Annotated in this window: 25 protein-coding genes; 16 read left to right on the top strand and 9 right to left on the bottom strand. The window is 63.3% G+C overall.

Annotated elements, in window-relative coordinates; all coding sequences use genetic code 11:
* The first annotated feature begins 37 nt into the window (after positions 1-37).
* Entirely contained in the window at positions 38-859 is an 822-nt protein-coding gene (locus tag M2281_RS08840) for an alpha/beta fold hydrolase (protein WP_280820685.1), read from the top strand.
* A 135-nt stretch (positions 860-994) separates the two neighbouring features.
* On the opposite strand, the gene M2281_RS08835 is transcribed toward M2281_RS08840, so the two are convergent.
* The 3 genes from M2281_RS08835 to M2281_RS08825 all read right to left on the bottom strand — a co-directional run bounded on the left by M2281_RS08835 (position 995) and on the right by M2281_RS08825 (position 2,816).
* Positions 995-1,327: an ArsR/SmtB family transcription factor gene (locus M2281_RS08835; RefSeq protein ID WP_280820684.1), complete on the bottom strand. Its 333-nt coding sequence runs from the start codon at positions 1,325-1,327 to the stop codon at positions 995-997.
* Positions 1,314-1,760 (bottom strand): SRPBCC family protein, encoded by a 447-nt coding sequence (locus tag M2281_RS08830; protein ID WP_280820683.1) that lies wholly within the window; start codon positions 1,758-1,760, stop codon positions 1,314-1,316. Before M2281_RS08830 ends, M2281_RS08835 begins: the two co-directional genes overlap by 14 nt.
* 96 nt (positions 1,761-1,856) lie before the next feature.
* A complete protein-coding gene (locus tag M2281_RS08825; RefSeq protein ID WP_280820682.1) occupies positions 1,857-2,816 on the bottom strand; it encodes a sugar-binding transcriptional regulator in 960 nt (319 codons plus the stop codon).
* Between the two features lie 303 nt (positions 2,817-3,119).
* Between M2281_RS08825 and ispG the strand changes: the two genes are divergently transcribed.
* The 5 genes from ispG to M2281_RS08800 all read left to right on the top strand — a co-directional run bounded on the left by ispG (position 3,120) and on the right by M2281_RS08800 (position 8,546).
* Complete coding sequence (gene ispG / locus M2281_RS08820; RefSeq protein ID WP_280820681.1) at positions 3,120-4,373, top strand: flavodoxin-dependent (E)-4-hydroxy-3-methylbut-2-enyl-diphosphate synthase; 1,254 nt, start codon at positions 3,120-3,122, stop codon at positions 4,371-4,373.
* 42 nt (positions 4,374-4,415) lie between these two features.
* Positions 4,416-5,228 (top strand): lytic transglycosylase domain-containing protein, encoded by an 813-nt coding sequence (locus M2281_RS08815; protein WP_280821159.1) that lies wholly within the window; start codon positions 4,416-4,418, stop codon positions 5,226-5,228.
* A 104-nt stretch (positions 5,229-5,332) separates the two neighbouring features.
* A complete protein-coding gene (locus M2281_RS08810; RefSeq protein WP_280820680.1) occupies positions 5,333-5,782 on the top strand; it encodes a MarR family winged helix-turn-helix transcriptional regulator in 450 nt (149 codons plus the stop codon).
* Between the two features lie 134 nt (positions 5,783-5,916).
* The gene (locus M2281_RS08805; RefSeq protein ID WP_280820679.1) at positions 5,917-7,491 is read left to right on the top strand and encodes an MFS transporter; all 1,575 of its coding nucleotides are present in this window, start codon (positions 5,917-5,919) and stop codon (positions 7,489-7,491) included.
* A gap of 23 nt (positions 7,492-7,514) precedes the next feature.
* Entirely contained in the window at positions 7,515-8,546 is a 1,032-nt protein-coding gene (locus M2281_RS08800; RefSeq protein ID WP_280820678.1) for an HlyD family secretion protein, read from the top strand.
* Positions 8,547-8,558: 12 nt separating this feature from the next.
* On the opposite strand, the gene M2281_RS08795 is transcribed toward M2281_RS08800, so the two are convergent.
* A complete protein-coding gene (locus tag M2281_RS08795; protein ID WP_280820677.1) occupies positions 8,559-10,919 on the bottom strand; it encodes a response regulator in 2,361 nt (786 codons plus the stop codon).
* A gap of 102 nt (positions 10,920-11,021) precedes the next feature.
* Positions 11,022-11,939: a polyprenyl synthetase family protein gene (locus M2281_RS08790; protein ID WP_280820676.1), complete on the bottom strand. Its 918-nt coding sequence runs from the start codon at positions 11,937-11,939 to the stop codon at positions 11,022-11,024.
* A 170-nt stretch (positions 11,940-12,109) separates the two neighbouring features.
* Here M2281_RS08790 and mtgA point away from each other — a divergent pair, with 170 nt between their 5' ends.
* Together mtgA and rpmF are read left to right on the top strand one after the other, a co-directional pair.
* A complete protein-coding gene (gene mtgA, locus M2281_RS08785; protein WP_280820675.1) occupies positions 12,110-12,847 on the top strand; it encodes a monofunctional biosynthetic peptidoglycan transglycosylase in 738 nt (245 codons plus the stop codon).
* 190 nt (positions 12,848-13,037) lie between these two features.
* Complete coding sequence (gene rpmF, locus M2281_RS08780; protein WP_008873867.1) at positions 13,038-13,220, top strand: 50S ribosomal protein L32; 183 nt, start codon at positions 13,038-13,040, stop codon at positions 13,218-13,220.
* A 95-nt stretch (positions 13,221-13,315) separates the two neighbouring features.
* Here rpmF and M2281_RS08775 read toward each other — a convergent pair whose 3' ends face one another.
* Both M2281_RS08775 and phaR read right to left on the bottom strand, forming a co-directional pair.
* The gene (locus M2281_RS08775; protein WP_280820674.1) at positions 13,316-13,744 is read right to left on the bottom strand and encodes a GlcG/HbpS family heme-binding protein; all 429 of its coding nucleotides are present in this window, start codon (positions 13,742-13,744) and stop codon (positions 13,316-13,318) included.
* A 319-nt stretch (positions 13,745-14,063) separates the two neighbouring features.
* On the bottom strand, positions 14,064-14,645 hold the full coding sequence (gene phaR, locus M2281_RS08770; RefSeq protein ID WP_280820673.1) for a polyhydroxyalkanoate synthesis repressor PhaR: 582 nt from the start codon (positions 14,643-14,645) through the stop codon (positions 14,064-14,066).
* Between the two features lie 256 nt (positions 14,646-14,901).
* Here phaR and M2281_RS08765 point away from each other — a divergent pair, with 256 nt between their 5' ends.
* The gene (locus M2281_RS08765; protein WP_280820672.1) at positions 14,902-16,086 is read left to right on the top strand and encodes an acetyl-CoA C-acetyltransferase; all 1,185 of its coding nucleotides are present in this window, start codon (positions 14,902-14,904) and stop codon (positions 16,084-16,086) included.
* Between the two features lie 95 nt (positions 16,087-16,181).
* A complete protein-coding gene (locus M2281_RS08760) occupies positions 16,182-16,904 on the top strand; it encodes a beta-ketoacyl-ACP reductase (protein WP_280820671.1) in 723 nt (240 codons plus the stop codon).
* A 75-nt stretch (positions 16,905-16,979) separates the two neighbouring features.
* Here M2281_RS08760 and aqpZ read toward each other — a convergent pair whose 3' ends face one another.
* The gene (aqpZ, locus tag M2281_RS08755; RefSeq protein WP_280820670.1) at positions 16,980-17,669 is read right to left on the bottom strand and encodes an aquaporin Z; all 690 of its coding nucleotides are present in this window, start codon (positions 17,667-17,669) and stop codon (positions 16,980-16,982) included.
* 1,007 nt (positions 17,670-18,676) lie between these two features.
* Between aqpZ and M2281_RS08750 the strand changes: the two genes are divergently transcribed.
* From M2281_RS08750 to M2281_RS08730, 5 genes are all read left to right on the top strand, one after another.
* Complete coding sequence (locus M2281_RS08750; protein ID WP_280820669.1) at positions 18,677-21,862, top strand: helicase-related protein; 3,186 nt, start codon at positions 18,677-18,679, stop codon at positions 21,860-21,862.
* 12 nt (positions 21,863-21,874) lie between these two features.
* Positions 21,875-22,258: an RNA-binding S4 domain-containing protein gene (locus M2281_RS08745; RefSeq protein ID WP_280820668.1), complete on the top strand. Its 384-nt coding sequence runs from the start codon at positions 21,875-21,877 to the stop codon at positions 22,256-22,258.
* A 148-nt stretch (positions 22,259-22,406) separates the two neighbouring features.
* A complete protein-coding gene (gene fdxA / locus M2281_RS08740) occupies positions 22,407-22,745 on the top strand; it encodes a ferredoxin FdxA (protein WP_106723482.1) in 339 nt (112 codons plus the stop codon).
* A gap of 381 nt (positions 22,746-23,126) precedes the next feature.
* Complete coding sequence (locus M2281_RS08735) at positions 23,127-23,720, top strand: CarD family transcriptional regulator (RefSeq protein ID WP_280820667.1); 594 nt, start codon at positions 23,127-23,129, stop codon at positions 23,718-23,720.
* A 185-nt stretch (positions 23,721-23,905) separates the two neighbouring features.
* A complete protein-coding gene (locus tag M2281_RS08730) occupies positions 23,906-24,097 on the top strand; it encodes a DUF6494 family protein (RefSeq protein WP_280820666.1) in 192 nt (63 codons plus the stop codon).
* A gap of 36 nt (positions 24,098-24,133) precedes the next feature.
* On the opposite strand, the gene M2281_RS08725 is transcribed toward M2281_RS08730, so the two are convergent.
* The gene (locus tag M2281_RS08725; protein WP_280820665.1) at positions 24,134-25,924 is read right to left on the bottom strand and encodes an acyl-CoA dehydrogenase; all 1,791 of its coding nucleotides are present in this window, start codon (positions 25,922-25,924) and stop codon (positions 24,134-24,136) included.
* Between the two features lie 127 nt (positions 25,925-26,051).
* Between M2281_RS08725 and M2281_RS08720 the strand changes: the two genes are divergently transcribed.
* On the top strand, positions 26,052-26,912 hold the full coding sequence (locus M2281_RS08720; protein WP_280820664.1) for an RNA polymerase factor sigma-32: 861 nt from the start codon (positions 26,052-26,054) through the stop codon (positions 26,910-26,912).
* Positions 26,913-26,957: the final 45 nt, after the last annotated feature.

The following is a 26,957-nucleotide window of genomic DNA, read 5'->3' as shown; positions in this document are numbered from 1 at the left end:
TGCTTATCGATCAAACTTCAACCAGGGAGTTCGCAAGATGAGCATGATCACGACCAAGGACGGCACGATGATTTATTACAATGACTGGGGGAGCGGACAGCCCGTGGTGTTCAGCCATGGCTGGCCACTTTCCGCAGACGCCTTCGAAGACCAGATGTTCTATCTCGCCCAGCACGGCTATCGCTGCATCGCGCATGACCGCCGCGGCCACGGGCGCTCCAGCCAGCCGTGGCAGGGCAACGACATGGACACCTATGCCGACGATCTGGCTGCCTTGGTCGAGGCGCTCAACCTGAAGGACGCCATTCATGTCGGCCATTCCACTGGCGGCGGTGAGGTCGCTCGCTATATAGGCCGGCATGGCACCAAGCGGGTGGCCAAGGCGGTGCTGATCAGTGCGGTCCCGCCGGTGATGCTGAAATCCGACAAGAATCCCGGCGGCACGCCGATGGAGGCATTCAATCAGATCCGGGCCAATGTCCTGGCCGACCGGTCGAAATTCTGGATGGACCTTTCCATGCCGTTCTACGGCTACAACCGGCCCGGCGCGAAAGTGTCGGAAGGCGTCCGGGAGTCCTTCTGGATGCAGGGCATGATGGCGGGACTGCCGGCGAGCTATTTCAGCGTCAAGGCCTTCTCCGAAACCGATATGACGGAAGATCTGAAGAAGATCGACGTGCCGACGCTGGTCATGCATGGCGACGACGACCAGATCGTTCCCTTCGCCGACGCCGGCGCTCTGTCGGCCAAAATCGTCAAGGGAGCGGAATTGAAGGTCTACAAGGGCGCCCCGCATGGCATGTGCACCACGCTGAAGGACGAGATCAGCGAGGACCTGCTGGCCTTCATTCGCAAGTGACCGATCAATGCCGGCCGGCGCCCAACCGGCCGGCTAAAGCATTTTGCAGCCAGACGGGATCGTCTGGCGTCGCACAAATGCGGCTAAGAAAGCGGATAGAGCGGCGGAATAGCATTCGTTAGAATGCCCGTCGCTCTAGCGTTCGACGAAGGCGCGCAGCCGCGACAGCGCGTCGTCCCACTGCCGGGAGACGCTGTCGAGATAGGCCTTTGCCTCGGCAACGGCTTGCGGCTGGAACGCAAAGCGGCTTTCGCGGCCGGTGCGGCTGGACTTCACCAGCCCGACATTTTCCAGCACATGCAGATGCTTGGTTATGGCCTGCCGGGTCAGTTGCGTGTCGGCCGAAAGGCTGGCGATCGAGCGGCTTTGCCCATCGCTCAGCCTGGTCAGCAAGGACAGTCGCGTCGGGTCGCCAAGGGCGGCGAAAATCGGGGCGGGGTCTGCCCCGTGGAACTCAAGCAGCGACATGTTCCTCGATGTTCTTCATTTGCTCGGCCCAGCCGCCGTCATTCATGCGCAGCGCGTCCGACCTGCGATGCGGGGGCAGGGCGCCGAAGCCCGATTCGGTAACCGTCAGCCGCGTCCCGCTGCCAGTTGGCGCAAGCCTGAATTCGACCAACGTCGGCGTCTCGCCGGAATAGTCGACGTCGGGATCTACGGCATAGGGATGCCAGGTGAAGGAGAAGTAGTGCGGCTCGTCCATGCGCTTGACCGTGGCTTCCCAGCGCACATGCTCGTAGCCGGGGTAGGTGATGTGGCCGCGCGAAACCTCGCCCGGCACGAAGGGCCCGTCCAGCTTTACGCGAAACCACGTGCCGAATTCGTTGTGGTCGGTCAGCGCGGTCCAGACGCGCTCGACGGGGGCATTGAGTTCAACGCTTTTCTCGATGCGATCGGTCATGATGCAACCTCCTGGTTGCCTTTTACCATGCCAGCCTTGCGCCAAATGGGCAACCAAAAAGTTGCCGATTTGATAATGTGTGCCCCTCGGGGCGCTCTAGCGAGTTTCCAGCAGCGCCGCGGCTGTGCGCTCGTCGGTGATGAGCCCGTTGACCAGCCGGCGGGTGATCGCGGCCTGAATGGCGGGCAGCTTGCGCTCGCCCATGGCCAGCGCAATCACCAGCGATTTTTCGCGCGAGGGGATCGGGGCCGAGGCCACTCGCTCATTGGTTATGCCGTCGATCATGCGGCCGTCGCGGTCGAAGCTCCAGCCGACGATCTCGCCCGCCGCGCCTGCCTTCTGCAGCGCCTTGAGCTCGGCGTCGGTGATGAAGCCGTCCTCGTAAAGCGGGGCCCTGGGCCCAAGATCGCCGATGCCGACAAAGGTCACGTCGGCGCGCGCGGCCAGCGCCAGCGTCTGCTGGATCATCGGCTGGCCGAGCAGCATTTCACGCTCCTCGGGCGAGGAGGCGATGACCGGCAGCGGCATGGGAAAGCTGCGCGCCTTGATCCTGTCGGCCATGGTGAAGATGACGTTGTAGAAGGCGGCTGAGCCGTCCGGCGAGATATTGCCGGTCAGCGACACGACCTTGTGCTGCGGGCATTCCATGGGCGGCAGTTGCTCGATCGCCGCCTTCAGCGTGCGGCCGGTGCCGATGGCCATGACGATGGGATCGGTCGAGCGCAGCCGTCGCTCGATTTCCGCCGCCGCCGCTTCCGCAATGCCGATGGTGGTGGAGGTCGAATCGGGATCGCTCGGCACGACTTCGACGAGATCGAGCGCAAAGCGCGACTGCAGCCGCGCCGCAAGATCGAGGCAGTTGGCGATCGGATGATCGACCCGGACCCTTATCAGCCCTTCCGAAACCGCGAGCGACACCAGCCGCTGCGCCGTCTGGCGCGAGACGCCGAGCTTGCCGGCGATCTGGTCCTGGGTATTGCCGGCGACGTAATAGAGCCAGCCAGCGCGCGCCGCATCGTCGAGCCGTCCGCTGCCGTGTTCCTGCCGGGTATTCATCTTCGTCCGTTCTGCGAAAGCTGTTCAGGGGAGCACTGTCGCAGGCTTTTTTGTCATGCGCAATTGCTATCGCCGCAAGCAATTGTTCACAGAGTGGAACGGGCAAAGGTGCTTCGTGCGCAGGTGTAAAGCTGGAACAGCCGAATAAGATGGGTCAAACTTGTCGCTGGCAGTCACGCCGAGATTTCGCCGTTATGAAGACGCACTAGTTCTGGGTTATCGTCGCGGCCATTGACATCGGCCGCATCGTCCTCCACGTCAGGCGCAAATGTCTTTCGCTCTTTTGCAAAGAGGCTGCCGGCAATGACCGGGTACTTTTCCTCTCCCTTCTCCCGCCGCAAATCGGTCGGCGTCGATGTCGGCGGCGTGATCGTCGGCGGCGAAGCTCCGGTGGTCGTCCAGTCGATGACCAATACCGACACGGCCGATATCGACCAGACGGTGGCACAGGTCGCCGCCCTGCATCGCGCCGGCTCGGAGATCGTGCGCATCACGGTCGACCGCGACGAGAGCGCGGCGGCCGTGCCGAAGATCCGCGAGCGGCTGGAGCGGTTGGGCATCGATGTGCCGCTGGTGGGCGATTTCCACTATATCGGCCACAAGCTGCTGGCCGATCACCCGGCCTGTGCCGAGGCGCTGGCGAAGTATCGCATCAACCCAGGCAATGTCGGCTTCAAGGACAAGAAGGACAAGCAGTTCGCCGACATCGTCGAAATGGCGATCCGCTACAACAAGCCGGTGCGCATCGGCGTCAATTGGGGCTCGCTGGACCAGGAACTGCTGACGAGCCTGATGGACGAGAACCAGGCCAAGGGCTCGCCCCTGACCGCGCAGGAAGTCACCCGCGAGGCGATCGTGCAGTCTGCCTTAATCTCGGCAGACCTCGCAGAAGAGATCGGCCTCGCGCGGGACAGAATAATTTTGTCGGCCAAGGTCAGCCAGGTGCAGGACCTGATCGCCGTCTACACCATGCTGGCGTCGCGCTCCGACCATGCGCTGCATCTCGGCCTCACCGAGGCGGGCATGGGCACCAAGGGCATCGTGGCCTCTTCGGCTGCCATGGGCATCCTTCTGCAGCAGGGCATTGGCGACACGATCCGCATCTCGCTGACCCCGGAGCCCGGCGGCGACCGCACCCGAGAAGTGCAGGTGTCGCAGGAACTCCTGCAGACCATGGGTTTTCGGCAGTTCATCCCGATTGTGGCGGCGTGCCCCGGCTGTGGCCGCACGACGTCGACCGTGTTTCAGGAGCTCGCGCAGAACATTCAGGCCGATATCCGCAAGAACATGCCGGTGTGGCGCGAGAAATATCCGGGCGTCGAGGAACTGAAGATCGCGGTCATGGGCTGCATCGTCAACGGGCCGGGCGAGTCGAAACATGCCGACATCGGCATCTCGCTGCCCGGAACGGGCGAGACGCCGGCCGCCCCGGTCTTCATCGACGGGCGCAAGGCCACCACGCTGCGCGGACCGCACATCGCCGAGGACTTCGAGAAAATGGTCGCCGACTACGTCGAGCAGCGCTTCGGCCGTGGCGGCAAGCAAGCGGCCGAATAGACCGTGCGGGCCCTCGCCAAAGCGGCAGTGCTGCTTTGTGCGATGGTGTGGAGCGATGTTGCGTTAGCCGATCCGCCGGGGCGCTCGCTGCCGGTCACCATCGGCCGCATCTGCGACCTCATTGAGAAGGAAGCCGACCGCAACAGCGTGCCGCGCAATTTCTTCGCCCGGCTGATCTGGAAGGAAAGCCGTTTCGACGCCAATGCGCTCAGTCCCGTCGGGGCGGAGGGCATAGCCCAGTTCATGCCGGGCACGGCCAAGCTGCGCGGCCTCGACGACCCGTTCGATATCGACCAGGCCATTCCCGCATCGGCAAAATATCTGAGCGATCTCAAGCAGAATTTCGGCAATTTCGGCCTGGCCGCCGCGGCCTACAATGCTGGCGAGAACCGCGTCTCGCGCTGGCTGTCGGTTGGCGGCTTCCTGCCGCTCGAGACGGAAAGCTATGTGCTCGACATCATGGGCGAGCCGGCCGACACCTTTACCAATCGCGACTATGCCGGCAGCTTCCCGCCGCTGAAAGCAGGCAAGCCCTTTGCGGAGGCCTGCCGGATGCTGCCCATCATTCGGTCTGCCACCATCCCAATGGCCGCCATCGAGATAAAGCCCTGGGGCGTGCAGGTGGCCGGCAATTTCCGCCGTGCCGCGGCGGTCAACCAGTGGCAAAGAGTGCAGGCGCAGTTCCCGGCATTGCTGAAGTCCTATGAGCCGGTGGTAAGTCGGGTACGCACGCCGATCGGGCGCGCCGGTATCTACGCCGTGCGCATCGGCGCGGACAATCGTGGCGACGCCAACAACATCTGCAACAAGCTGCACACCGCTGGCGGTTTCTGCGTGGTTATGCGCAACCGCTAGCGCCTCCTCCAATCACGTCTCTCCAGGCCGGGCTTGCAAAGAGCGGCGTTTGGTATTAGATAGCGAGTAGATAATTAGCTTCCTACATATATGGCAACTACCTAATGACGGCAATTCCGGCACGTGACCTGCTTCTTGACGAACTCTCCAAGGTTGGCCGCAAGATGCGTACGCTTTTCGACGCCCGCGTTCGCGAACGCGGGCTGACCCTGGCGCGGGCGCGCACCCTGATGCGCATCTCAGATTGCCAGGCCGTCAACCAGAAGGAACTCGCCGAGGAACTGGAGATCGAGAACGCGACCCTCGTGCGCCTGATCGATGGCCTCGAAACGCAAGGCCTGATCGAGCGCCGCGCGGTCGACACCGATCGCCGTGCCAAGCAGGTCGCCATGACGCCGGCAGGCGAGGCCGCCGCCGATCTCGTCATGGAGATGGCTCGCGGGCTGAGGCGCGATCTCTTGGCCGGCATCGAAGATGCCGACCTCGATGTCACCCTCGATGTCCTCCGTAGGATGGCACAGAACATTGAGGGGTCAGGCATAGCCAGACCGTGAACGCATAGATGAACATGTCCGCGCAAATAGCAGCGACCGCTGACGCGCCGGCAGAGCCGGAAACACCACCCGCCCAACCTGCCGAACCCGCTCAACCAGCCCCTACGCCCGCACCCCAGTCGACGGTTCTAACCATGCCGCCCTTGCGGGCTGCAGCCTACATCACGGCCTCCTTCCTGCTCGCCATGACGCAGGGCCTCGGCATGAACATGCTGTCGGCAAACATTCCGCAGATCCAGGGTTCGCTCGGCGCCACCAATATGGAAGCAACCTGGCTGGTGGCGGCCTATATGGCGCCGAATGTCAGCATGTCATTGGCGCTGATCAGGATCCGCAACCAATACGGCCTGCGCAATTTCGCGGAGCTCAGCATTCTCGGCTTCGTGCTGGTCTGCGGGCTGCATTTTTTCGTCTCGGACCTCAACAGCGCGATCATTGTGCGCTTCTTCAGCGGCGTCGCCGCTTCGCCCATGTCGTCGCTGGCGTTCCTCTATATGCTCGAGCCGTTCGCGCCGGCCAAGAAGCTCAATTTCGGGCTCTGCCTGTCGCTCACCAACACGGCAATCGGGGCGCCTCTGGCGAGGCTGGTTTCGCCGGGCCTGCTGGATATCGGCCTCTGGCACGGGCTGTTCACCTTCGAATTGTCCTTCGCGCTGATGGCGTTCGGCGCCATCTACCTGCTTCCGCTGACGCCGCAGCCGCGCGCCAAGGTCATCACCAAGCTCGACATCGTGAGCTATCTGTTCATCGCTTTCGGCTTCGGGTCGGCGGCCGTGGTGCTGGTTATGGGGCGTCTTTACTGGTGGACCGAGGCCCCCTGGCTCGGCATGCTGCTGGCGTTCTCGATCGTCTGCCTGACCATCGCTGCGGTCATCGAACTCAATCGCCAGACGCCGCTCATCGATATTCGCTGGTTGGCCAGCCCCGAGATCGTCCACTTCACGGCTGCCTTGCTGACCTTCCGCATGGTCCTTTCAGAACAGTCGTCGGTGTCGACCGGCCTCTTCCAGGCGCTGGGGCTGCAAAATCAGCAGATGGCGATGCTCTACTGGATCATCATCGGCTCGTCCGTCGTGGCAGGATTTGCCTGCGCATTGGTCCTGAAGCCGGGACGGGAGCCGGCAATCCATGCCGTCGCGCTCGGCCTGCTGATGGTCGGCGCCTATATGGACAGCCATTCCACCAACCTCACGCGACCGGCGCAGATGTATCTCAGCCAGGCGATGATCGCGATGGCCGGCGCCCTGTTCCTGCCGACCGCGATGGCTGCGGGACTGACGAACGCGTTCAAGAAGGGACCGAACTATATCCTCTCCTTCATCATCGTGTTCCTGACCACGCAGAGCATAGGCGGGCTTCTCGGCTCGGCGGTGTTCACCAGCTTCGTCACGCTACGCGAAAAATACCATTCGAACATTCTGGTCGAGCGCATCAATCTCGGCGACCCCCTGGTTGCCCAGCGCGTCGCCCAGCTTGCCGGCGCCTATGGCAAGGTCCTCACCGACAAGACCCTGCTCAACGCCGAGGGCCTGGCCTTGCTCAACCAGCAGGCAACGCGTGAGGCCAATGTGCTGGCCTACAACGACGCCTTCCTGATGATTTCGATCATCTCGTTCATCGCCCTCGTGGCGCTGCTTATCCACATGGCTGCGATCCATCTTGCGCCGGCTTTCACAGCTCGCGCGCAGGAGGCTCCGCAGGCTGCCTGATTCACAATTGCCAAGATTGAAAGATGTTCAAGTTTATTCGTTCCACCGCCACCGTGCTTGCCGTTGTTCTAGGTATTGCTGGCCTAGTTCTGGTTCTTTACTCATGGCGGCTGCCTCCGTTCACCGGGGGCGCACAGGTCACCGAAAACGCCTATGTGCGTGGCTACGTGACGATCGTCAGCCCCCAGCTCAGCGGCTATGTCACCGAAGTTCCGGTGAGCGACTATGAGACGGTGAAGGCCGGGCAGCTGCTCGTCCAGCTCGACAAGCGCATTTTCGAGCAGAAGCTCGATCAGGCGCAGGCTACCGTCGCGAGCCAGAAAGCGGCACTCGCCGGCTCGACGCAGCAGGAGCTATCGGCCAGAGCCAGCATCCACGTCAGCGAAGCGCAGCTGGAAAGCAGCAAGGCGGCGCTTATTCGGGCGCAGGCCAACTGGAACCGCGTCGAGCCGCTGGTGAAAAAGGGCGTGTCGACCGTAAGCGATGCGGACCAGGCCCGCGCCGCGCTGGATCAAGCCCGCGCCGCCGTCAGCCAGGGGCAAGCCGCGCTTGAAGTTGCCCACCAACAGTTGGAGACGATCCTCGTGAACCGGGGCTCGTTGCAGGCGGCGGTCGCCAGCGCCGAGGCCGCAGTCAGGCTGGCGGACATCGACCTGCAGAACACGCGGATCGTGGCGCCGCGCGACGGCCGGCTCGGCGAGGTGGCGGTGCGGATCGGCCAGTACGTTGCGGCCGGAACCCAGCTGATGACCATCGTGCCTAGGGACGCTTGGGTGATCGCCAACTTCAAGGAAACGCAGATCCACGGCCTGACGATCGGTCAGCCGGTTACCTTCACCGTCGATGCGCTGCAGAACAGGACGATGCGCGGTCATGTTGAACGGCTGTCGCCCGCCGCCGGCTCCGAGTTCAGCGTGCTGAAGCCCGACAATGCGACCGGCAACTTCACCAAGGTGGCGCAGCGCATTTCCGTGCGCATATCGGTCGACCCCGACCAGGATCATGCTGCCGATCTGGTGCCGGGCATGTCGGTGGTGGTGAGCGCCGGCAGCTGACCCGCCTGGCGCCTAAGCCGTCTTCGCCAGTTCCGTCGTCTCGCTCAACCATGCACCGATCTTGCGGCCGAGCCGGTCGGGCGACACGGGCTTGGGCAGGTAATCGTCCATGCCGGCCTCGATGCATTTTTCGCGATCGCCCTTCAGTGCATGCGCGGTCACGCCGATGATCGGGGTGTGGGTGCCGTTCTTGGCCTCGATCTGGCGAATGGCCTGGGCCGCCTCATAGCCGTTCATCTCGGGCATCGAGACGTCCATCAGCATGAGGCGCGGCTTGAAGCTGCGATACATCTCCACCGCCGTGCGGCCGTTGCCGGCGATCTTGTAGCTGAGGCCGAGACCGTCGAGGATCTGGCCGAAAACGAGCTGGTTCACTTCATTGTCTTCGGCCACGAGAATGTCGAGTGGAGCGGCGGTAGCTGCCACATGCGGGGCTTCGCGCTCCGGGGCGGCCGTGCGCAGCAGCGTCAGGGTGGGGGCAAGCTCCTGCCGCTGGGCCGCCGGCTGGACCGGTTGTGCGGGCTGCGCCGGCTCGCGCACGAAGGCGGCCTTGCCGGCCTGCACGCGCGCCTTCTGGATGGCCCCGATGACGGTGCCGAGCAGCACGGCCGAGCGCGCCGGCTTGGTGAGATGGGCGGCGATGCCGAAGTCGATGACGAGGCGGCCGAAGTCGATCTGGTCGACCGAGGTCAGCAGAACGACAGGGATGGACGACAGCCGGCTGTCGGACGACATCGCCTTGGCGACGTCGGCGCCGTTCATGCCGGGCATCTGATAGTCGAGGATGACGCAGTCCACCCGCGCACCGAGCTGGAAGGCTCGGTCGAGGAAGGCGAGACCCACCGCGCCGCTCTCGGCCGCGGCGCAGTCGAAGCCCCAGCTGCGCAGCTGTTCGAGCAGGATCTCGCGGTTGACTGGATTGTCGTCGATGACGAGCACGCGGGCGCCGGTCACGTCGGTCGGCACGTTGTCGTTGCTGTCGGTCAAGGCATGGACCGGCAACGGCACGGCGAACCAGAACACCGAACCGCGACCGACCTCGCTTTCGAGGCCGATCTTACCGCCCATCAGGTCGACCAGGCGGGCCGCGATCGCGAGCCCGAGGCCGGTGCCTTCATGGCGGCGCGTCGAGGAGCCGTCGACCTGCGCGAACTTTTCGAACACGGTCTGGAGCTTGTCGGCGGGAATGCCGATGCCGGTATCTTCGACCCGCACCCGAAGCTGGACGACGTTGTGGACCGTCTCGCCGCTCACGTCGATCAGCACATGGCCCTTCTCGGTGAACTTCACCGCATTGCCCAGCATGTTGGTGATGATCTGGCGGAACCGCCCGACGTCGCCGACGACACCCGCCGGCAGGCGCGGGTCGATGCGCACGATAAGCTCGAGGTTCTTTTCAGCCACGCGCGCGGAGATCAGCGTGGCCACATCCTCCACCGCTTCCGCGATGTTGAAGGGCGCCGGATCGAGCGTTAGCTGGCCCGCATTGATCTTCGAGAAATCGAGGATGTCGTTGATGATCGTCAGCAGCGCATTGCCCGATTTCACGATCACGTCGGTGAAGGTCTTCTGGCGGGGCGTCAGCTCAGTACGGGCCAGCAGTTCGGCCATGCCGAGCACGCCGTTCATCGGGGTGCGGATTTCATGGCTCATATTGGCCAGGAATTCCGACTTGGCGCGGTCGGCCGCCTCGGCCTGCGTCAGCGCCCGTCTGGATTCGGCGAATGCGCGGCGGATCGCTTTTTCCATCGGCCGGAAGATCCAGAAGCCGACCAGCGCCAGCACCGCGATCATCAACACGCTGGCATAGGACAGGACCTGGTCGCTGCGCCGCTCGGCAAGTGCACGCTCCTGGTCGAGGGCTGCGCGGGCGCGGATGAGCATGGGCTGGACGAACAGATTGTTCTGGTTGCGGATCTCGCGGCCGCTCCACTCGTCGATCTTGCTGATGCCGGCGAGCAGGCCGAGGTTGCGCACCATGTCACGGGCCGACCAGAACAGGTCGCCGTTGACCGAGGCGCCTTCGAGGCTGTCGATGGTCGCGACCGAAAGGTCGGGCCGGATCACGGCCAGCGCATCGCTCAGGGCCTCGATCTGCGCGGTCAGCCGCGTGGCGTGGCCGCTGGCTGCGTTGCCGAGTTCCACCCGTGTGTTCTCGCGCCACGCGCTCGTCGTGGTCTCGGCGAACGCGGTGGCATTGTGCAGGTCGCGTGCCAGGCTGGCGAGGTCGCCGCTGATGCGGTCGATCTCGTTGCGGAAGGCGTTCATGCTGCTTATCGCGTAGAGGATAACTCCGACGGCCAGCGCGAAAACCAGCAAGCCCGACAGATACCGAACCCGAATCGAACGGATAAACGAGGAATAGTCGGGCACGCAGGAGCACTCCGAACACAAAGGTACAATTTTACCGTGCCGGATTACGCTCGATTTACATTAAAAATTCGTTCAGCCTCTGAGACTAAGGCGCCGAATCTCTTACTTGCTCCGCTCTGCGACGAAACTTGCCGCCTGCCTGAGCAGGTCGGCGCGCTCGCCATAGGGCTCGAGCAGCGCATGGGCCTGCGCGACCAGGCCTCGGAGCTGGGCGCGCGTCCAGTCGATGCCGTGAAGCGCTGCAAGGGTAGCCTTGCCTGCCGCGGCGTCCTTGCCGGTGGCCTTGCCCATGGTCTCAGTGTCGGCCGTCAGGTCGAGCAGGTCGTCGGCGAGCTGGAACGCAAGGCCGATCGCGGAGCCGAATTCAGCGAGCTTCTCGCGATCCTCTTCCTGAGCCCCGGCCAGGATCGCGCCCGCCTCGCAGGCGTAGCGGATCAGCGCGCCGGTCTTCATTGCCTGCAGCCGGATGATGCCGGCTTCGTCGGGTGAGCTGCGCTCGGCTTCAAGATCCAGCGCCTGGCCGCCGGCCATGCCGCCGGGGCCGGCCGCGCGGGCAAGCCCGAGGACCAGCGCCAGCTTGCGCTCGGCGGGCAGAGTGGTTGCCGTGTCGGCAAGGATGTCGAAGGCGTAGGTGAGCAGGCTGTCGCCCGCAAGGATGGCGCTGGCCTCGTCGAAGGCCTTGTGCACGGTGGGCTGGCCGCGACGCAGGTCGTCGTCGTCCATCGCCGGCAGGTCGTCATGGATCAGCGAATAGCAGTGCACGCATTCCAACGCTGCGGCCACGCGCAACGCAACTTCCGCGTCGGCCTCGAACAGCGCAGCGCTTTCGAGCACCAGGAACGGCCGCAGCCGCTTGCCGCCATTGAGTACACCGTGCCGCATCGCTGCAAACAGCTGCTGCGGCCGGGCAATCTCGCCGGGCAGCAGCCTGTCGTCGAGCAGGCGCCGCAACAGCGCCTCGACTTGCTCCGCATGAGCCTCGAGCCGGGCTTCGAAAGGTATGGTGTCAGGGTCCATCATGGGCGGCACGGTTTACGTCAAACGCGGGCGCGGTCAAGCACAGCCTTGCCAAAACTCGTTTGTGATGGGGCTTAGGGGCCGGATTGCCCCCTTCAGGCGTTGCGCATCCGGCCAAGCACTATTATGCCGAAAGGAGAGGGGACCACGGGGCAGACGGCTTGGACGAACCGATGATCGATCCAGAAGCGCAAGGGCTCGCAATGGCACCGAGGCGAAGAACGATATCGCTCGGCGACGCCCGTCTTTGGATTCGACGCGGCGTCGTAGCTTTCGTCTGCCTGGCGCTGGTGCCGGTTGTCCTGACCTTCCTCTATTTGCCTCCCTTCGTTCATCCGATTTCGACCCTGATGCTCAAGGACATCGCGATGCTGCAGGGCTACGACCGGCAGTGGATCGCAATCGACGACGTTTCGCCTGTCCTCGCCCACTCGGTGATCATGTCCGAGGACGGGCAGTTCTGCTCGCATCGCGGCATCGACTGGGGCGAGCTCAAGGGCGTGATCGACGATGCGCTGGCCGGCGAAGCGACGCGTGGCGCCTCGACGATCACCATGCAGACGGTCAAGAATCTCTTTTTGTGGCCGGGCCGTTCGATGATCCGAAAAGGGCTGGAAGTGCCGCTGGCGGTCTATTTCGACGCGGTATTGCCCAAGAAGCGGATCATGGAGATCTATCTCAACATCGCTGAATGGGGACCGGGCATCTATGGCATCGAGGCGGCGGCGCAGCACCATTTCGGAGTCTCCGCAAGTAAGCTGACCGCCCGCCAGGCGGCCTTGCTGACGGTGGCGCTGCCCAATCCCATCGGCCGCAACCCGGCCAAGGCCGGTCCGGGGCTGAAGCGTGTTGCCAATGTCGTCCAGCGCCGCGCATCGCGCGCGGGAGGCTATGTCGGCTGCGTGGAATAGCGCCCGGCGGCATGGGTTCTTGAGGTCAGGCCAAAGTTTACCGGCGGCGCCTTGAAAAAAAATCTCGGTGACGCTGGCCTTTTGCCGGATGGCCGTGTATAGCCACGCCCACTTATCTCAGATTCCGGCCCGAGACGTGCGGCCCTTTCACGAGGGCAGACGGGGTCTTTACGATGGATGGAGCACTTCCATGGCTGTGCCAAAACGAAAAACCTCGCCGTCCAAGCGCGGCATGCGCCGTTCGGCCGATGCGCTGAAAGCCCCGACCTATGTCGAGGACAAGAACTCGGGCGAAATGCGCCGCCCGCACCATATCGACCTGAAGACCGGCATGTATCGCGGCCGCCAAGTTCTGACGCCGAAGGAAGGCTGAGAAGCTTTCCGACGCGTTTAGCGAACAGAAAAAGGACCGGTCTCGCACCGGTCCTTTTTGTTTGTCCAAACTTCTCGAAGGTGGGTGGCTGCTCCTCAGCCGCCGTCGGCCTCGAAACCCGCCGCCACGATGCCGGCAATGGCCGCAAGCTCGTCATTGTCGGACGTATCGCCGGTGGTTCCGACGGCGCCGACGATCTGGCCGCCCGCGCGCACGAGCACGCCGCCGGGAACCGGCACCACCTTGCCGCCGGTCACGCCGGACAAGCCTTCCATGAAATGCGGGCGCTCCTTGGCGAAAGCCTCCAGCTTTCGCGACCCCATGCCGACCGCCAGCGCGCCGAAGGCCTTGCCGGAGGCGATTTCGAAACGCATCATCGAAGAGCCGTCCTGCTTCTGGAAGGCGGTCACATGGCCGCCGGCGTCAAGCACCACGACCGACAGCGGCTTGAGGCCGGCATCCTTCGCCTTGGCGAATGCGGCTTCGATGATTGCATTGGCTTTTGCGAGCGTAATTGAGGTCATGAAGTTCTCCAGTTGGCTTGCGTCGGCAGAATCGCTTGTCTGACGTAGCGATACACTGATCTGCGTTGAAATTGATTGCGAATTCGCGATCCAGTTGGTCGGCAAGCCATTGCTCGCGCGCCGCCGTTGCCTGACGCAACTGAGGAAAACGCTACCGAGATGTCAGCTTTTGATTGGGCGCGGGCCCTGCCGGGTCCCCGCTGCCTCCGGCAGCGCGTCTGGCGTTCGCGGTCCGTCCCCGCCCTCCGCTATGGCTGCGGGCGTTCGTCGTTCAAAAAGCCAAATCGTTGGCTTTTTGTGCGCTGACGCGCACCACTCCTCACCCCATCGAATCGATCTTGCGCTGCATGGCAGCGATCTGTTCCTTCAGTTCCTGAAGGTCGTCCGACTTTTCGGGCTTCTTCTCGCTCTCGGGCTGCGCGCCCTGCGGGAAGGCGGTGAACATGCGCATGGCGTTCTGGAACATTTCCATGTTGCGGCGCGTCTGCTCTTCCAGCGCCTGCATGGGGTTGAGTTTCATCATATCCATCGGCGTCTTGCCGAAGGCGACCTTCATCTGCTCGCGAAACCGCTCCTGCTCCTTGGCGAACGAGGCCATCGACTGCTCGAGGAAGCTCGGCACGATCATCTGCATCTGGTCGCCATAGAAAGCGATCAGCTGGCGCAGGAACGGGATGGGCAGCATGTTCTGCCCGTCCTTGTTCTCCAGCTCGAAGATGATCTGGGTAAGGACCGAATGAGTGATGTCCTCGCCGGTCTTGGCATCCTGCACGCTGAACTCTTCGCCCTTCTTGACCATCTCGGCCAGGTCTTCGAGCGTCACATAGGTGCTGGTCCCCGTATTGTAGAGGCGGCGGTTGGCGTATTTCTTGATCACCACCGGATCGTCCTTTGCGGGCATCGACTTCCTCCCCGGAAACCGGTGTGCCCTGAGAAGCAGCCGGTAACGTTTGTGCTTCGGGGCAGGATATGCGCAAAGCCGCTGCAATTCCAAGAAGTTTGTGCAGTGCGGGATCATTCCGGCGGGAAAGATCGGTTTCTGCAGCATTGGCAGCGGCGGCCGGCCGGGTTCGACCCATTTCCGATTTGACTCGGGTCTGGGAAAGGGCAAGAAAAGTCTACAGAGAGAACCGCGGCAACCCATTCTGGAGACGAAAATGTCCGCCTCGAACGCAATCGTAATTGCCAGCGCCGCCCGCACCCCGGTCGGCTCCTTCAACGGCGCCTTCGCCACCATGCCCGCCCATGAGCTGGGGGCTGTCGTGATCCGTGAAGTGCTTGGCCGTGCATCGGTCGAAGCTCAGGAAGTGAACGAGGTAATCCTCGGCCAGGTGCTGCAGGCAGGGCAGGGGCAGAATCCAGCCCGGCAGGCCTCCATGGGCGCCGGCCTGCCCAAGGAGACGACCGCCTGGAGCCTCAACCAGGTCTGCGGCTCGGGCCTGCGCGCCATCGCGCTCGGCATGCAGCAGATCGTGACGGGCGACGCCAAGATCATTGTTGCTGGCGGCCAGGAATCGATGTCGCTTTCGCCCCACTGCCAGTATCTGCGCGCGGGCGTGAAGATGGGCGACTATTCGATGATCGACACGATGATCAAGGACGGGCTGTGGGACGCCTTCAACGGCTATCACATGGGCATCACCGCCGAGAACGTGGCGCGCCAGCACCAGATCACCCGCGAGGATCAGGACGCGTTCGCGCTCGCCTCGCAGAACAAGGCCGAGGCCGCCCAGAAGGCCGGCCGGTTCAAGGACGAGATCGTTCCCGTCACGGTGAAGTCGCGCAAGGGCGACACGATCGTCGAGCACGACGAATATATCCGCCACGGCGCGACGATCGAGGCCATGCAGAAGCTCAAGCCCGCCTTCGACAAGGAAGGCACGGTGACGGCAGCAAACGCCTCCGGCATCAATGACGGCGCCGCGGCCGTATTGCTGATGAGCGAAGAAGAAGCCGTCCGTCGCGGTATCAGGCCGCTGGCACGCATCGTTTCCTGGGCGACGGCGGGTGTGGATCCGAGCGTCATGGGCACCGGGCCGATCCCGGCGTCGCGTAGGGCCTTGGAGAAGGCCGACTGGAAGCCGGAGGATCTCGATCTGGTCGAGGCCAACGAGGCCTTCGCCGCACAGGCCTGCGCCGTCAACAGGGGCATGGGCTGGAACCCGGATTTGGTCAACGTCAATGGCGGTGCGATCGCCATCGGCCACCCGATCGGCGCTTCGGGCGCACGCATCTTCAACACGCTGGTCTACGAGATGGGCCGGCGAGGGGCCAAGAAGGGGCTCGCCACCCTGTGCATAGGCGGCGGCATGGGCGTCGCCATGTGCGTGGAGGCGCTTTGATAGAAAGTTTGACGGGCGGCTGAGGCCGCCCGTTTCATTTTGGGCCCCAGGGAACGGGCTGTGACTGTCAACTAAAACAATGGGAAGGCAACGTCATGACCAGAACTGCAATCGTCACAGGTGGCTCGCGCGGCATCGGCGCGTCAATCTCAGTCGCCTTGAAGAAGGCCGGCTACAATGTTGCGGCCAACTATGCCGGTAATGATGAAGCGGCGGCGAAGTTCAGTCATGAGACCGGCATTCCGGTCTACAAATGGTCGGTCGGCGATTACGACGCCTGCGCGGCAGGGCTCTCCAAGGTCGAGGCCGATCTCGGCCCCATCGACATTCTGGTCAACAATGCCGGCATCACCCGCGATTCCATGTTCCACAAGATGACCCGCGAGCAGTGGAATGAGGTGATCAACACCAATCTCAACGGCGTCTTCAACATGACCCATCCCTTGTGGAGCGGCATGCGTGACCGCAGGTTCGGCCGGGTTATCACCATCTCTTCCATTAACGGGCAGAAGGGTCAGGCCGGCCAGGCGAATTATTCCGCCTCCAAGGCGGGCGATATCGGCTTCACAAAAGCGCTGGCGCAGGAGGGCGCGCGGGCAGGCATCACCGTAAACGTCATCTGCCCGGGCTATATCGCCACCGACATGGTGATGGCGGTGCCGGAGAAGGTGCGCGAGGGGATCATCGCGCAGATCCCGGTGGGGCGGCTCGGCGAGCCGGACGAGATCGCGCGCTGTGTTCTGTTCCTCGCCTCCGACGAGGCCGGCTTCATCACGGGATCTACTATCACCGCCAATGGCGGCCAGTATCTTGCCTGAGCCGGGCTGAGACGAGCTAGGCTCAAAGAGAAACGGCGCCCGGGGGCGCCGTTTTTGTTTCTAGGGTTCGGGCGCTCAATCGTCGCCGAACAGCGTCTTGTGCGCGATGCCTGCCAGGAGGGCGCCGACCATCGGAGCGACCCAGAACAGCCAGAGCTGCTGCAATGCCCAGCCGCCGACGAACAAGGCCGGCCCGGTCGACCGTGCCGGATTGACCGAGGTGTTGGTTACCGGGATCGAGATCAGGTGGATCAGTGTCAGCGCCAGGCCGATGGCAATGCCGGCAAAACCGGCCGGGACGCGGCCGTGGGTGGCGCCGAGAATGATCATCACGAACAGGAAGGTCAGCACCGTCTCGATCAGCAGCGCCGAACTCAGTGGATAGCCGGCCGGCGAGTGCTCGCCATAGCCGTTCGCCGCAAAGCCATCGGCCAACGTGAAGTCCGCCTTGCCGCTGGCGATGAGGTAAAGAATGGTCGAAGCAATGATCGCGCCGACCACCTGCGCGATGATGTAGGGAACCAGGTCCCGGGCCGGCAGGCGGCCGGCGACCGTCAGCCCGACCGAAACGGCCGGATTGAAATGGCCGCCGGAAATGCCGCCGACCGCATAGACCATCGTCAAAACTGTCAAACCGAACGCCAAAGCAACGCCAGTGAACCCGATGCCGAGACCGGGGTATGCCGCGGCGAGAACGGCGCTGCCGCAACCGCCGAATACAAGCCAGAAAGTGCCGAGGAGCTCGGCCAACAAACGTTTGGACATTGTCTAGCCTCCTGATGCCAAGCCTTGAAAAGGAGTCATGAAATCGTCACGAAGACAATGCGGTCCAGGCCAATGCCCATCTGCTCGGAGCGATTGTCACAATTATTTCGTGTCAAAGGCTCGTGATCTTGCCGATCTTTCGTTCTGCTGTGCCGAAATGAGGCGTTCTTGTTAATGCGGCGCGACTCAGCCGTCGGTCGCGGCACGGCGGGTCGGCGTTGCCTGGTGTGTGGTTTTGCTCCTGCCGCAAGATGTAGCGGTGAACAAAGCGGGAAAGCGCTCCCATCAGCGATTCGTCGCTGCTTCGTTCTGCCTTTGGCCGAAACGTTAACGCGGGAAGCGATAGGCGCCGCTTGTCGCGGCAATGTCTGCTTAATCTCCGTAAAGGATTTACTTGCGTCAGCTTGCCGCCAGCAGCCCCGTGAACCCGGTCGGGCCAAAGGTTAATACCTGCGGCGAAAAAGCGGCAAAAAGGACTATTCCACGATTCAGCATATGGGCGCGCAAAGCCTGTCAAGGCGCACATCTAGTGGTGAACAAAACGGGAAAATATGTGAATCAGCGATTCGTCGCCGATTCGTTCCTCCTTTGGCCGATCCGTTAACGGGATAAGCGCCGCGTCTCTATGCGCGCGGCAGAAAAATGTGTTATTTCAATCAGTTGATGCGTTTCCATGCTGGTGTTGCAACGAACGACTGATGCCGCTGCCAGCGCGCCGCCACAGGTGATTCAGCATGTGGTACGGTGAGACTCGATTCCGCCTAGATGTGGCCGTGAACAAAAGCTGAATCTGATGGAGTCAGCGATTCGTCGCCGATTCGTTCCAGAGTCGTTCCGGCCGTCAACTTGCCGAAGATTTAGGGCTTTTGTTTCCAGGCCCAAGCCACTATCTGTCGTTATCAAAGCGACCCGATCATGAGTTCATCGTCCTCGCCTCAAGAAAGCCGCCTGTCCTGCTCCGCCGGATGCCAGCTTAACGTCGAGCCAGAAAGGCCGCCCAGCTCCTGATGAATATGCATCCGAAGCAGAATGCCCCGCTCGTCCTTTCCGGGCGTGACGTGACGGCCGTGCTGGGGCCGACCAACACGGGCAAGACGCATCTGGCGATCGAGCGCATGGTGGCGCATGAAAGCGGCGTCATCGGCCTGCCGCTCAGGCTTCTGGCGCGCGAGGTCTACACCCGCGTCTGCGAGAAGGTCGGTGCGCATAATGTGGCGCTGGTCACCGGCGAGGAGAAGATCATCCCGCCCACGGCCCGCTACTCGGTCTGTACGGTCGAGGCCATGCCGCGTGAAACCAACGCAGCTTTCGTCGCCATCGACGAAGTGCAATTGGCCAACGATCTCGAGCGCGGCCACATCTTCACAGACCGCATCCTGCATCTGCGCGGCAAGCAGGAAACGCTTCTGCTGGGCGCCGCCACGATGCGCGGCATACTGGAAAAGCTGCTGAAGGGCATCTCGGTGGTGACGAGGCCGCGCTTGTCGCATCTGGCCTATGCCGGCTCCAAGAAGCTGACGCGCCTGCCGGCACGCTCGGCCATCGTCGCCTTCTCGGCCGACGAGGTCTATGCCATCGCCGAGCTCATCCGCCGCCAGCGCGGCGGGGCCGCTGTCGTGCTCGGCGCGCTCAGCCCGCGCACCCGCAACGCGCAGGTGGCGCTCTATCAGTCCGGCGACGTCGACTATCTGGTCGCCACCGACGCCATCGGCATGGGTCTCAACCTAGATGTCGACCATGTCGCCTTCGCCCAGAACCGCAAGTTCGACGGTTTTCAGTTCCGCAACCTGACTGCTGCGGAACTCGGCCAGATCGCTGGCCGCGCCGGCCGCCACATGCGGGACGGCACTTTCGGCGTCACCGGCCAGGTCGATCCCTTGGACGACGAGCTGGTCGAGAAGATCGAGGCGCATGATTTCGATCCGGTGAAGGTGCTGCAGTGGCGCACCGCCCAGTTCGACTTCGCCAGCATCGATGCGCTGAAACGCTCCATCGAGACGATTGCGCCCGTCGAGGGGCTGACGCGGGCGCTGCCGGCGGTCGATGCCCAGGCGCTCGAACACCTGTCGCGCGATTCCGACATCACGCGGCGTGCGGTTGGCCGCGATCGGGTAGCCCTGCTGTGGGACGTCTGTGCGCTGCCGGACTACCGCCGCATCGCGCCGGCGCAGCATGCCGACCTCGTCGCCTCGATCTTCGTCGATATTGCCGATCGCGGTCATGTCGATGAAAATTACATGGCCGAACAGGTCCGCCGCGCCGATACCACGGACGGCGATATCGATACGCTGTCACATCGCATTGCCCAAATCCGTACCTGGACCTATGTGTCAAACCGCCCTGGCTGGTTGGCCGATCCGCTACATTGGCAGGAAAAGACACGGGAAATCGAAGACAGATTGTCCGATGCACTGCATGAACGGTTGACGAAACGCTTCGTAGATCGCAGGACTTCCGTCCTCATGCGCCGCCTTAGAGAAAATACAATGCTAGAAGCCGAAATCAGCTCAACCGGAACCGTCCTCGTCGAAGGTCATCACGTCGGGGAATTGCAAGGATTCCGTTTCACGGCCGACCAGAGTGCGGGCGGCGAGGACGGCAAGGCCATCCGGGCCGCCGCGCAGAAGGCGCTTGGCGTCGAGTTCGAGACGCGCGCTGAGCGTTTCTCGGCCTGCGCCAATGGCGACATTGCGCTCGGCTCCGACGGAACGCTGCGCTGGATCGGCGCGCCCATCGGCACGCTGGTGTCGACCGAGGATGCGCTGCGTCCCCGCGTCATCCTGCTTGCCGACGAACAGCTGACCGGCCCCGCCCGCGATAAGGTCGCAGCGCGCGCCGAGCGCTTCGTCAATTTCCAGATCGAAACGGCGCTGAAGCCGCTGTTCGACATGCGCGGCGCCGAGCAGCTGACCGGCATTGCGCGCGGCATCGCCTTCCAGCTCGTCGAGAATTTCGGCCTGATCAATCGCCGCGACATCGCCGAGGAGATCAAGTCGCTCGACCAGGAGGGCCGCGCCAGCCTGCGTCGTCTGGGTGTGCGCTTCGGTGCCTACCACATTTTCGTGCCGACCCTGCTCAAGCCCAGCCCGGCCAGCCTCATCACGCTGCTGTGGGCGCTGAAGAACGACGGCAAGGACAAGCCCGGCTTTGGCGATGTGGTGCATGCACTGGCCGCCGGCCGCACCTCGGTGGTGGTCGATCCGGCCTTCGACAAGGCATTCTACAAGCTTGCCGGCTTCCGCATGCTCGGTCGCCGCGCCGTGCGCGTCGATATCCTCGAACGTCTGGCCGACCTCATCCGCCCGGCGCTGGCCTGGAAGGCCGGCATCGGCTCGCGTCCGGAAGGCGCCTATGACGGCAGCGTCTTCCTGGTGACGCCGGCCATGATGTCGATCCTCGGCGCCACCGCCGACGACATGGAAGAAATCCTGAAGGGCCTGGGCTATCGCGCCGACGCCAAGCCTGCAGCCGAAGTGAAGGCCAAGCTCGAGTCGCTCGACGAGGCCGTCCGTCAGGCGGCTGCCGCGGAAGCGGCGCGGAAGGTGGCTGCCGAACAGGCTGCCGCTGCTCCGGAAGGCGAGACGCCTGCTGTGGAAGGCGAGGCGCCTTTGGCGGAAGCTGTTGAAGCGGCTGTGGCTGATGCTGAACCCGCCGAGCAAGCTGCCGAGGCGAATGAGGCCGAGAGCGATGAACCGGCTGCTGCAACGGCTTCCGAGCCGGTTGCCGAGGTAGCTCCCGCTGCTGAAGCGACCGAAGTTGCCGAGGCTGAGCCAGTTGCCGAAGCTGAGCCGGCCGCAGCTACGTCCGAAGCAGCGGAAGAGCCCAAGCCGGTCCTGCTGTGGCGCGTTGCCCGCTTCGAGCAGCGTCCCCGTCACCGCCACGACAATCGTCCGCGCGGCGGCCAGGCAGAAGCTCGCGGCGACAACGCCAACCGCCGCCAGGAGCCGCGTGGCGACGGCCAGACGCGCGAGGGCGGCAAGGAACGCTTCGAGCGTAAGTTCAAGGGCAAGCCGGGCGGCAGGCCGAATGGTGAAGGTGGTCGTCCCGACCGGCGCGAAGATCGCGGCGGCAAGGGTGGCTTCCAGGGCAAGGGCGGTTTCCAGCAGAAGCCGCGCGAGGAACGCCCCGTCCGCATCGATCCGGATTCCCCCTTCGCCAAGCTGGCTGCGCTGCGCGACCAGCTCAAGAAGTAGGTGCTGACGTCGATGGCTGCCGAAGGTCGTCAGCGCATCGACAAATGGCTGTTCTTCTCGCGCGTGGTAAAGTCGCGGTCCCTGGGCGCCAAGCTCGCCCAGATGGGCCGCGTCCGCATCAATGGCGAGAAGACGGACCAGGCGGCGGATTCCGTTAAGCCAGGTGATGTCCTGACCATCACGCTCGACCGGCGCATCCTGGTCTACAAGGTGCTGCTGCCGGGCGCCCGGCGCGGCCCGGCCGAAGAGGCGCGGCTGCTCTATGAGGATCTGTCGCCGCCGCCTGCGGCCCGCGATCCGGCCTTGCCGGACGCTCTGGTGCCCGTGCGCGACGCCGGCAGCGGCCGCCCGACCAAGCGTCAACGGCGGCAGACCGACCGTTTGCGCGACCACTGAGGGTCACCTGCACGCGCCCTGGCGGGTTTGTGGAAAGACATTCCCCGATGTCGCCGCTCTGTGACATGGGCGCCCTTGCAAGACCTTCGCAAAGCGGTTACCTGACCCCCATATTATCAGGAGTGGACCAGAGTCCCGGAGCAGTACCATGACCTATGTCGTGACCGACAATTGCATCAAGTGCAAATACATGGACTGCGTCGAGGTGTGTCCGGTCGACTGCTTCTACGAAGGCGAGAACATGCTCGTCATCCACCCGGACGAGTGCATCGATTGCGGCGTCTGCGAACCCGAATGCCCCGCCGACGCCATCAAGCCAGATACCGAGCCCGGGCTCGAGAAGTGGCTTGAGGTCAACACCGAATACGCTTCGAAGTGGCCGAACATCACGTCCAAGAAGGACGCGCCGGCAGACGCCAAGGAATTCGACGGGGTCGAGGGCAAGTTCGAGAAATTCTTCTCGCCGGAGCCCGGCGAAGGTAACTGACAACTTGCCTGCAGCGCGCTTGCCCATCGCAATCCGCGCACTAGATCACAAGTCGACATGACGGCCCTGCATCGCGGGGCTGTACCCGCGCATGCGGCAAAATCTTGATTCTTTCAACTTTTTGTGGTAGGAAGGGGTCAACATGCCGCTGACACGCTGTCGATTTATGGCGCAACGCCCTAATCACTGAAAGGTGAACACGAACTTCGGACCAAGGTGACTTGGGCCGGGCAGACGCAATGCATGTCGTTTGCCGGTCCCCGGCTTCTTCCCGGAGCGTGTTTGCCTGTTTTGTCTTGCGGTATCCCGACTACACGGCCGTTCGGCCGTGCAACAGGTGTGCCGGCCTGGGCCGGCGCCACAAAAGGAGTTCAGGGCGTAATGGCAACCGCAACCACGCAGAAGAAATCCGCAGCAGGCCGTCACGGCTTCAAGACCGGCGAGTACATCGTCTATCCGGCACACGGCGTTGGCCAGATCATGGCGATCGACGAGCAGGAAGTGGCCGGCCACAAGCTGGAGCTCTTCGTCATCGACTTCCAGAAGGACAAGATGCGCCTGAAGGTGCCGGTCGCGAAGGCGACGTCGATCGGCATGCGCAAGCTGTCGGAGACGGACTATGTCGATCGTGCGCTGAAGGTTCTGCAGGGCCGCGCCCGCGTGAAGCGCACCATGTGGTCGCGCCGCGCGCAGGAATACGATGCCAAGATCAATTCGGGCGACCTGATCTCGATCTCCGAGGTCGTGCGCGATCTCTACCGCGCCGAGAACCAGCCGGAGCAGTCCTATTCCGAGCGCCAGCTCTATGAAGCTGCGCTGGACCGCATGGCTCGCGAGATCGCGGCCGTCAACCGTCTGTCGGAGACGGAAGCCGTGCGCTTGATCGAGACCAACCTTGCCAAGGGCCCCAAGCGCGGCTCCAAGGCTGAGGCCGACAACGAAGAGACCGAGACCGAGCAGGAAGAAGCGGCATAAGCCGCACCTGCGAAGCTTTCACGGCTTGAAAAACCCGGCAGCGACGCCGGGTTTTTTGTTGGTCTCTTTGCCGGCGACGACTCTTTCCTAATAGCCGCTTCGGAAAGCGGTAGCTTGGGTGCCTTCTTTGCCTCTCGACTGCATCGGCCTAGAATTGCGGACTTCCGCAAGACAGGAGGCCGACCATGGACGAAGATGTCTTCAACATGTCGATCCGCAAATTCCTGAAGCAGGTCGGCGTCACCTCCCAGCGCGCCATCGAAATGGCGGTGCGGGACGGCAAGATAAAGAGCGGCAATCTGCGTGTGCGCATGACGCTGACGGCGGAAGGTGTCGATCTTCACCACGTCGTGGATGGCGAGATCAGGCTGGATTGAGCCTTCGGGGCTGGGCAGTAGAGGCCGGCGGTTCCGTCAGAACCACTCCGGCTTCATCGTCAGCGTGGTGTCGTCGAGATTGTCCAGCAGCGCGCGCTGGGTTCGCGCCTTCGGCAATTCATAGAGGAAGAAATAGCGGCATGTGGCCAGCTTGCCGTCGATAAAGTCGGCGTTGGCGTCTTCGCCGCCCCGTTTGCGCAGCGCAGCCGTCGCCTGGCGCAGCCACATCCAGGCTATGACGACATGACCCATCATGTCGAGATAGAGGCTCGCATTGGCAAGGCCGAGCCGCGGGTCGATGCCGACCATCCCGGCAAGCTTGCCGGTAGTGGCCACTGCCTCGCCAAGATGTGCTGCCAGTTCCTCGGCATGGCCGGCAAGCTCGGGATGGGTATGTGCCTGCGTTACGTCCGCCATAACCCGTGCTGCCAGCACCTTCATGCCGGCGCCGTTTTCCTGCATCACCTTGCGCCCGAGCAGGTCGATGGCCTGGATGCCGTGCGTGCCCTCATGGATGGAGTTGGCGCGGTTGTCGCGGTAGAGGCGCTCGACGGGGTAGTCGAGCGTGTAGCCATAGCCGCCCAGCACCTGGATGGCGTGCTTATTTGCTTCGAGGCAGAATTCCGAAGGCCATGACTTGGCGATGGGGGTGAGCAGGTCGAGCAGCAGCCGGCTGTCGTGGCTGGCTTCGGCGCTGGGGGCCGCCTTGATGGCGTCGACCAGGAAGGCTGCATAGAGCAGCAGCGCCAGCGCGCCCTCCGCCGCCGCCTTCTGCGCCAGCAGCATGCGCTTGACGTCGGCATGCTCGATGATCGGCACGGGCGAGCTGTCCGGGTTCCAGTTGCCGGGCAGGTGGCCCTGCGGCCGCTCCTTCGCATAGAGCAGCGAGGCGCGGTAGCCGGCAGCGCCGAGCGCCGTGGCGCCCAGCCCGACGCTGATGCGCGCCTCGTTCATCATCTGGAACATGTAGCTCAGCCCCTTGTCGGGCTCCCCAACCAGATAGCCGATGCAAGGCGTGTTCTCGCCGAGATTGAGTGCTGCGTTGGTGGTGCCGCGATAGCCCATCTTGCGGTTCAGCCCGGCAAGCGCCACGCCGTTGCGCGCACCGAGAGCGCCGCCAACGCCGACCAGGATCTTCGGCACGATGAAAAGCGATATGCCCTTCACTCCGGCCGGACTGTCGGGGATCTTGGCCAGCACCATGTGGATGATGTTTTCCGACATTTCGTGGTCGCCGCCGGAGATCCACATCTTGTTGCCGGTTAGACCGTAACTGCCGTCGGCGCGCGGCTCGGCCCTGGTCGTCAGTTCGGCCAGCGATGATCCGGCCTGCGGTTCCGACAGACACATGGTGCCGAAGAAGCGTCCTTCGATCATCGGCTTCATGAACCGATCCTTCTGCTCATCGCTGCCGAAGCTTGCGATGAGATGGGCAGCGCCCGCCGTCAGCAGCGGGTAGGCCGCGGTCGAAGTATTGGCCATGGAGAAGATGAAATTGACGGCACCGCGCAGCGTCTCGGGCATCTGCGCGCCGCCCCATTCGCGGTCGAAGCCGGCGCCGAAGAAGCCGGCTTCCCGGTAAACCGCAAGCGCGGCACCGACCTGCGGATCCATGACGACCTTGCCGTTTTCGAAGCGCGGCTCATTGAGATCGAGCGCCGCCGCATGCGGCAAAAAATGCTCCATGGCGATGCGCTCGGCGGTGTCGAGCACCTCGTTCATCGCGGTTCGATCGTAGTCGGAAAAGCGCGGCAGCGCCCCCAGGCTTGCGGTCGGCAAAGCATCGAAAAGCTGGAAAGCAAGGTCGGCGCGGTCGACGGATATCATGGAACATTCCTTCGATCTGGACGTTGCAAAGCTTGTAGGGCGGGTAGTTGTCACTTCAATCCCACGCCGGAAACGGCAGCGTAAAAGAGTAGAAGCGTAACTGCGCCAGAGTTTGGGAGCGCACAGCATGACCGAAGATAAGGCTAGGCGTACCATGATCCGGGCGGCCATGCGTGCCCCCTATCTCGAGCGCAGTGAGGAGCATGAACTTGCCCTGCGCTGGAAGGAGCATCAGGATCAGGCGGCGATGCACCGCATAACTACTGCCCACATGCGACTGGTCATCTCGATGGCGGCTAAGTTTCGCCATTTCGGCCTGCCGATGGGCGACCTCATACAGGAAGGCCATGTCGGCCTCCTGGAAGCGGCGGCTCGTTTCGAGCCCGGCCGTGACGTGCGTTTCTCCACCTATGCGACCTGGTGGATAAGAGCCTCCATGCAGGACTACATCCTCAAGAACTGGTCGATCGTGCGCGGAGGCACCAGCTCGGCGCAGAAGGCACTGTTCTTCAATCTTCGCCGCCTGCGTGCGCGCTTGGCGCGCGGACAGGACGTGCTGTCGAGCAGCGACCTCTACAAGGAGATCTCGACCGCGCTCGGCGTTTCGGAAGCGGATGTGGCGATGATGGATGCGCGGCTTTCCGGCCCGGACGCCTCGCTCAATGCGCCTCTGATCGATGATAGCGGCGGCTCGGCCGATCGCATGGACTTCCTGGTTTCGGAAGACCCCTTGCCCGACGAGATTGTCGGCGAGGCAATCGACGTGGAGCGTCGCCTGGATTGGCTCAAGAAGGCGCTGGGCGTGCTCAACGAGCGCGAGCTGCGCATCATCGAGGAGCGCCGGCTGCAGGATGAGGGCGCAACGCTGGAGGCACTGGGCGCTACGCTCGGCATCTCCAAGGAGCGCGTTCGGCAGATTGAAAGCCGGGCCCTGGAAAAGCTGAAGACGGCGTTGGTAAAGGAAAGCCCGGCGTTCCTGTCAGCCTGACTACGCGAACAGATCCGGGAGGCTGGACAAGCCTTCCCTGCCTCG

The sequence above is a fragment of the Pseudaminobacter soli (ex Li et al. 2025) genome, assembly GCF_029892515.1.
Classification (GTDB): Bacteria; Pseudomonadota; Alphaproteobacteria; order Rhizobiales; family Rhizobiaceae; genus Pseudaminobacter; species Pseudaminobacter soli_A.
Note: the sequence above shows the minus strand (reverse complement) of the source record. Positions and strands in the feature narration are given on the sequence as shown.

Bases quoted from the DNA above. Each gene is read 5' to 3' on its own strand.
- M2281_RS08735 (WP_280820667.1), top strand. From the start codon at position 23,127: ATGGCAACCGCAACCACGCAGAAGAAATCCGCAGCAGGCCGTCACGGC.
- M2281_RS08765 (WP_280820672.1), top strand. From the start codon at position 14,902: ATGTCCGCCTCGAACGCAATCGTAATTGCCAGCGCCGCCCGCACCCCG.
- M2281_RS08790 (WP_280820676.1), bottom strand. From the start codon at position 11,939: ATGATGGACCCTGACACCATACCTTTCGAAGCCCGGCTCGAGGCTCAT.
- M2281_RS08810 (WP_280820680.1), top strand. From the start codon at position 5,333: ATGACGGCAATTCCGGCACGTGACCTGCTTCTTGACGAACTCTCCAAG.
- M2281_RS08835 (WP_280820684.1), bottom strand. From the start codon at position 1,327: ATGTCGCTGCTTGAGTTCCACGGGGCAGACCCCGCCCCGATTTTCGCC.
- rpmF (WP_008873867.1), top strand. From the start codon at position 13,038: ATGGCTGTGCCAAAACGAAAAACCTCGCCGTCCAAGCGCGGCATGCGC.
- M2281_RS08730 (WP_280820666.1), top strand. From the start codon at position 23,906: ATGGACGAAGATGTCTTCAACATGTCGATCCGCAAATTCCTGAAGCAG.
- phaR (WP_280820673.1), bottom strand. From the start codon at position 14,645: ATGCCCGCAAAGGACGATCCGGTGGTGATCAAGAAATACGCCAACCGC.
- M2281_RS08725 (WP_280820665.1), bottom strand. From the start codon at position 25,924: ATGATATCCGTCGACCGCGCCGACCTTGCTTTCCAGCTTTTCGATGCT.
- mtgA (WP_280820675.1), top strand. From the start codon at position 12,110: ATGATCGATCCAGAAGCGCAAGGGCTCGCAATGGCACCGAGGCGAAGA.
- M2281_RS08815 (WP_280821159.1), top strand. From the start codon at position 4,416: ATGGTGTGGAGCGATGTTGCGTTAGCCGATCCGCCGGGGCGCTCGCTG.
- M2281_RS08800 (WP_280820678.1), top strand. From the start codon at position 7,515: ATGTTCAAGTTTATTCGTTCCACCGCCACCGTGCTTGCCGTTGTTCTA.
- M2281_RS08720 (WP_280820664.1), top strand. From the start codon at position 26,052: ATGACCGAAGATAAGGCTAGGCGTACCATGATCCGGGCGGCCATGCGT.
- aqpZ (WP_280820670.1), bottom strand. From the start codon at position 17,669: ATGTCCAAACGTTTGTTGGCCGAGCTCCTCGGCACTTTCTGGCTTGTA.
- M2281_RS08830 (WP_280820683.1), bottom strand. From the start codon at position 1,760: ATGACCGATCGCATCGAGAAAAGCGTTGAACTCAATGCCCCCGTCGAG.
- M2281_RS08750 (WP_280820669.1), top strand. From the start codon at position 18,677: ATGAATATGCATCCGAAGCAGAATGCCCCGCTCGTCCTTTCCGGGCGT.
- M2281_RS08745 (WP_280820668.1), top strand. From the start codon at position 21,875: ATGGCTGCCGAAGGTCGTCAGCGCATCGACAAATGGCTGTTCTTCTCG.
- M2281_RS08805 (WP_280820679.1), top strand. From the start codon at position 5,917: ATGCCGCCCTTGCGGGCTGCAGCCTACATCACGGCCTCCTTCCTGCTC.
- ispG (WP_280820681.1), top strand. From the start codon at position 3,120: ATGACCGGGTACTTTTCCTCTCCCTTCTCCCGCCGCAAATCGGTCGGC.
- M2281_RS08840 (WP_280820685.1), top strand. From the start codon at position 38: ATGAGCATGATCACGACCAAGGACGGCACGATGATTTATTACAATGAC.
- M2281_RS08775 (WP_280820674.1), bottom strand. From the start codon at position 13,744: ATGACCTCAATTACGCTCGCAAAAGCCAATGCAATCATCGAAGCCGCA.
- fdxA (WP_106723482.1), top strand. From the start codon at position 22,407: ATGACCTATGTCGTGACCGACAATTGCATCAAGTGCAAATACATGGAC.
- M2281_RS08760 (WP_280820671.1), top strand. From the start codon at position 16,182: ATGACCAGAACTGCAATCGTCACAGGTGGCTCGCGCGGCATCGGCGCG.
- M2281_RS08825 (WP_280820682.1), bottom strand. From the start codon at position 2,816: ATGAATACCCGGCAGGAACACGGCAGCGGACGGCTCGACGATGCGGCG.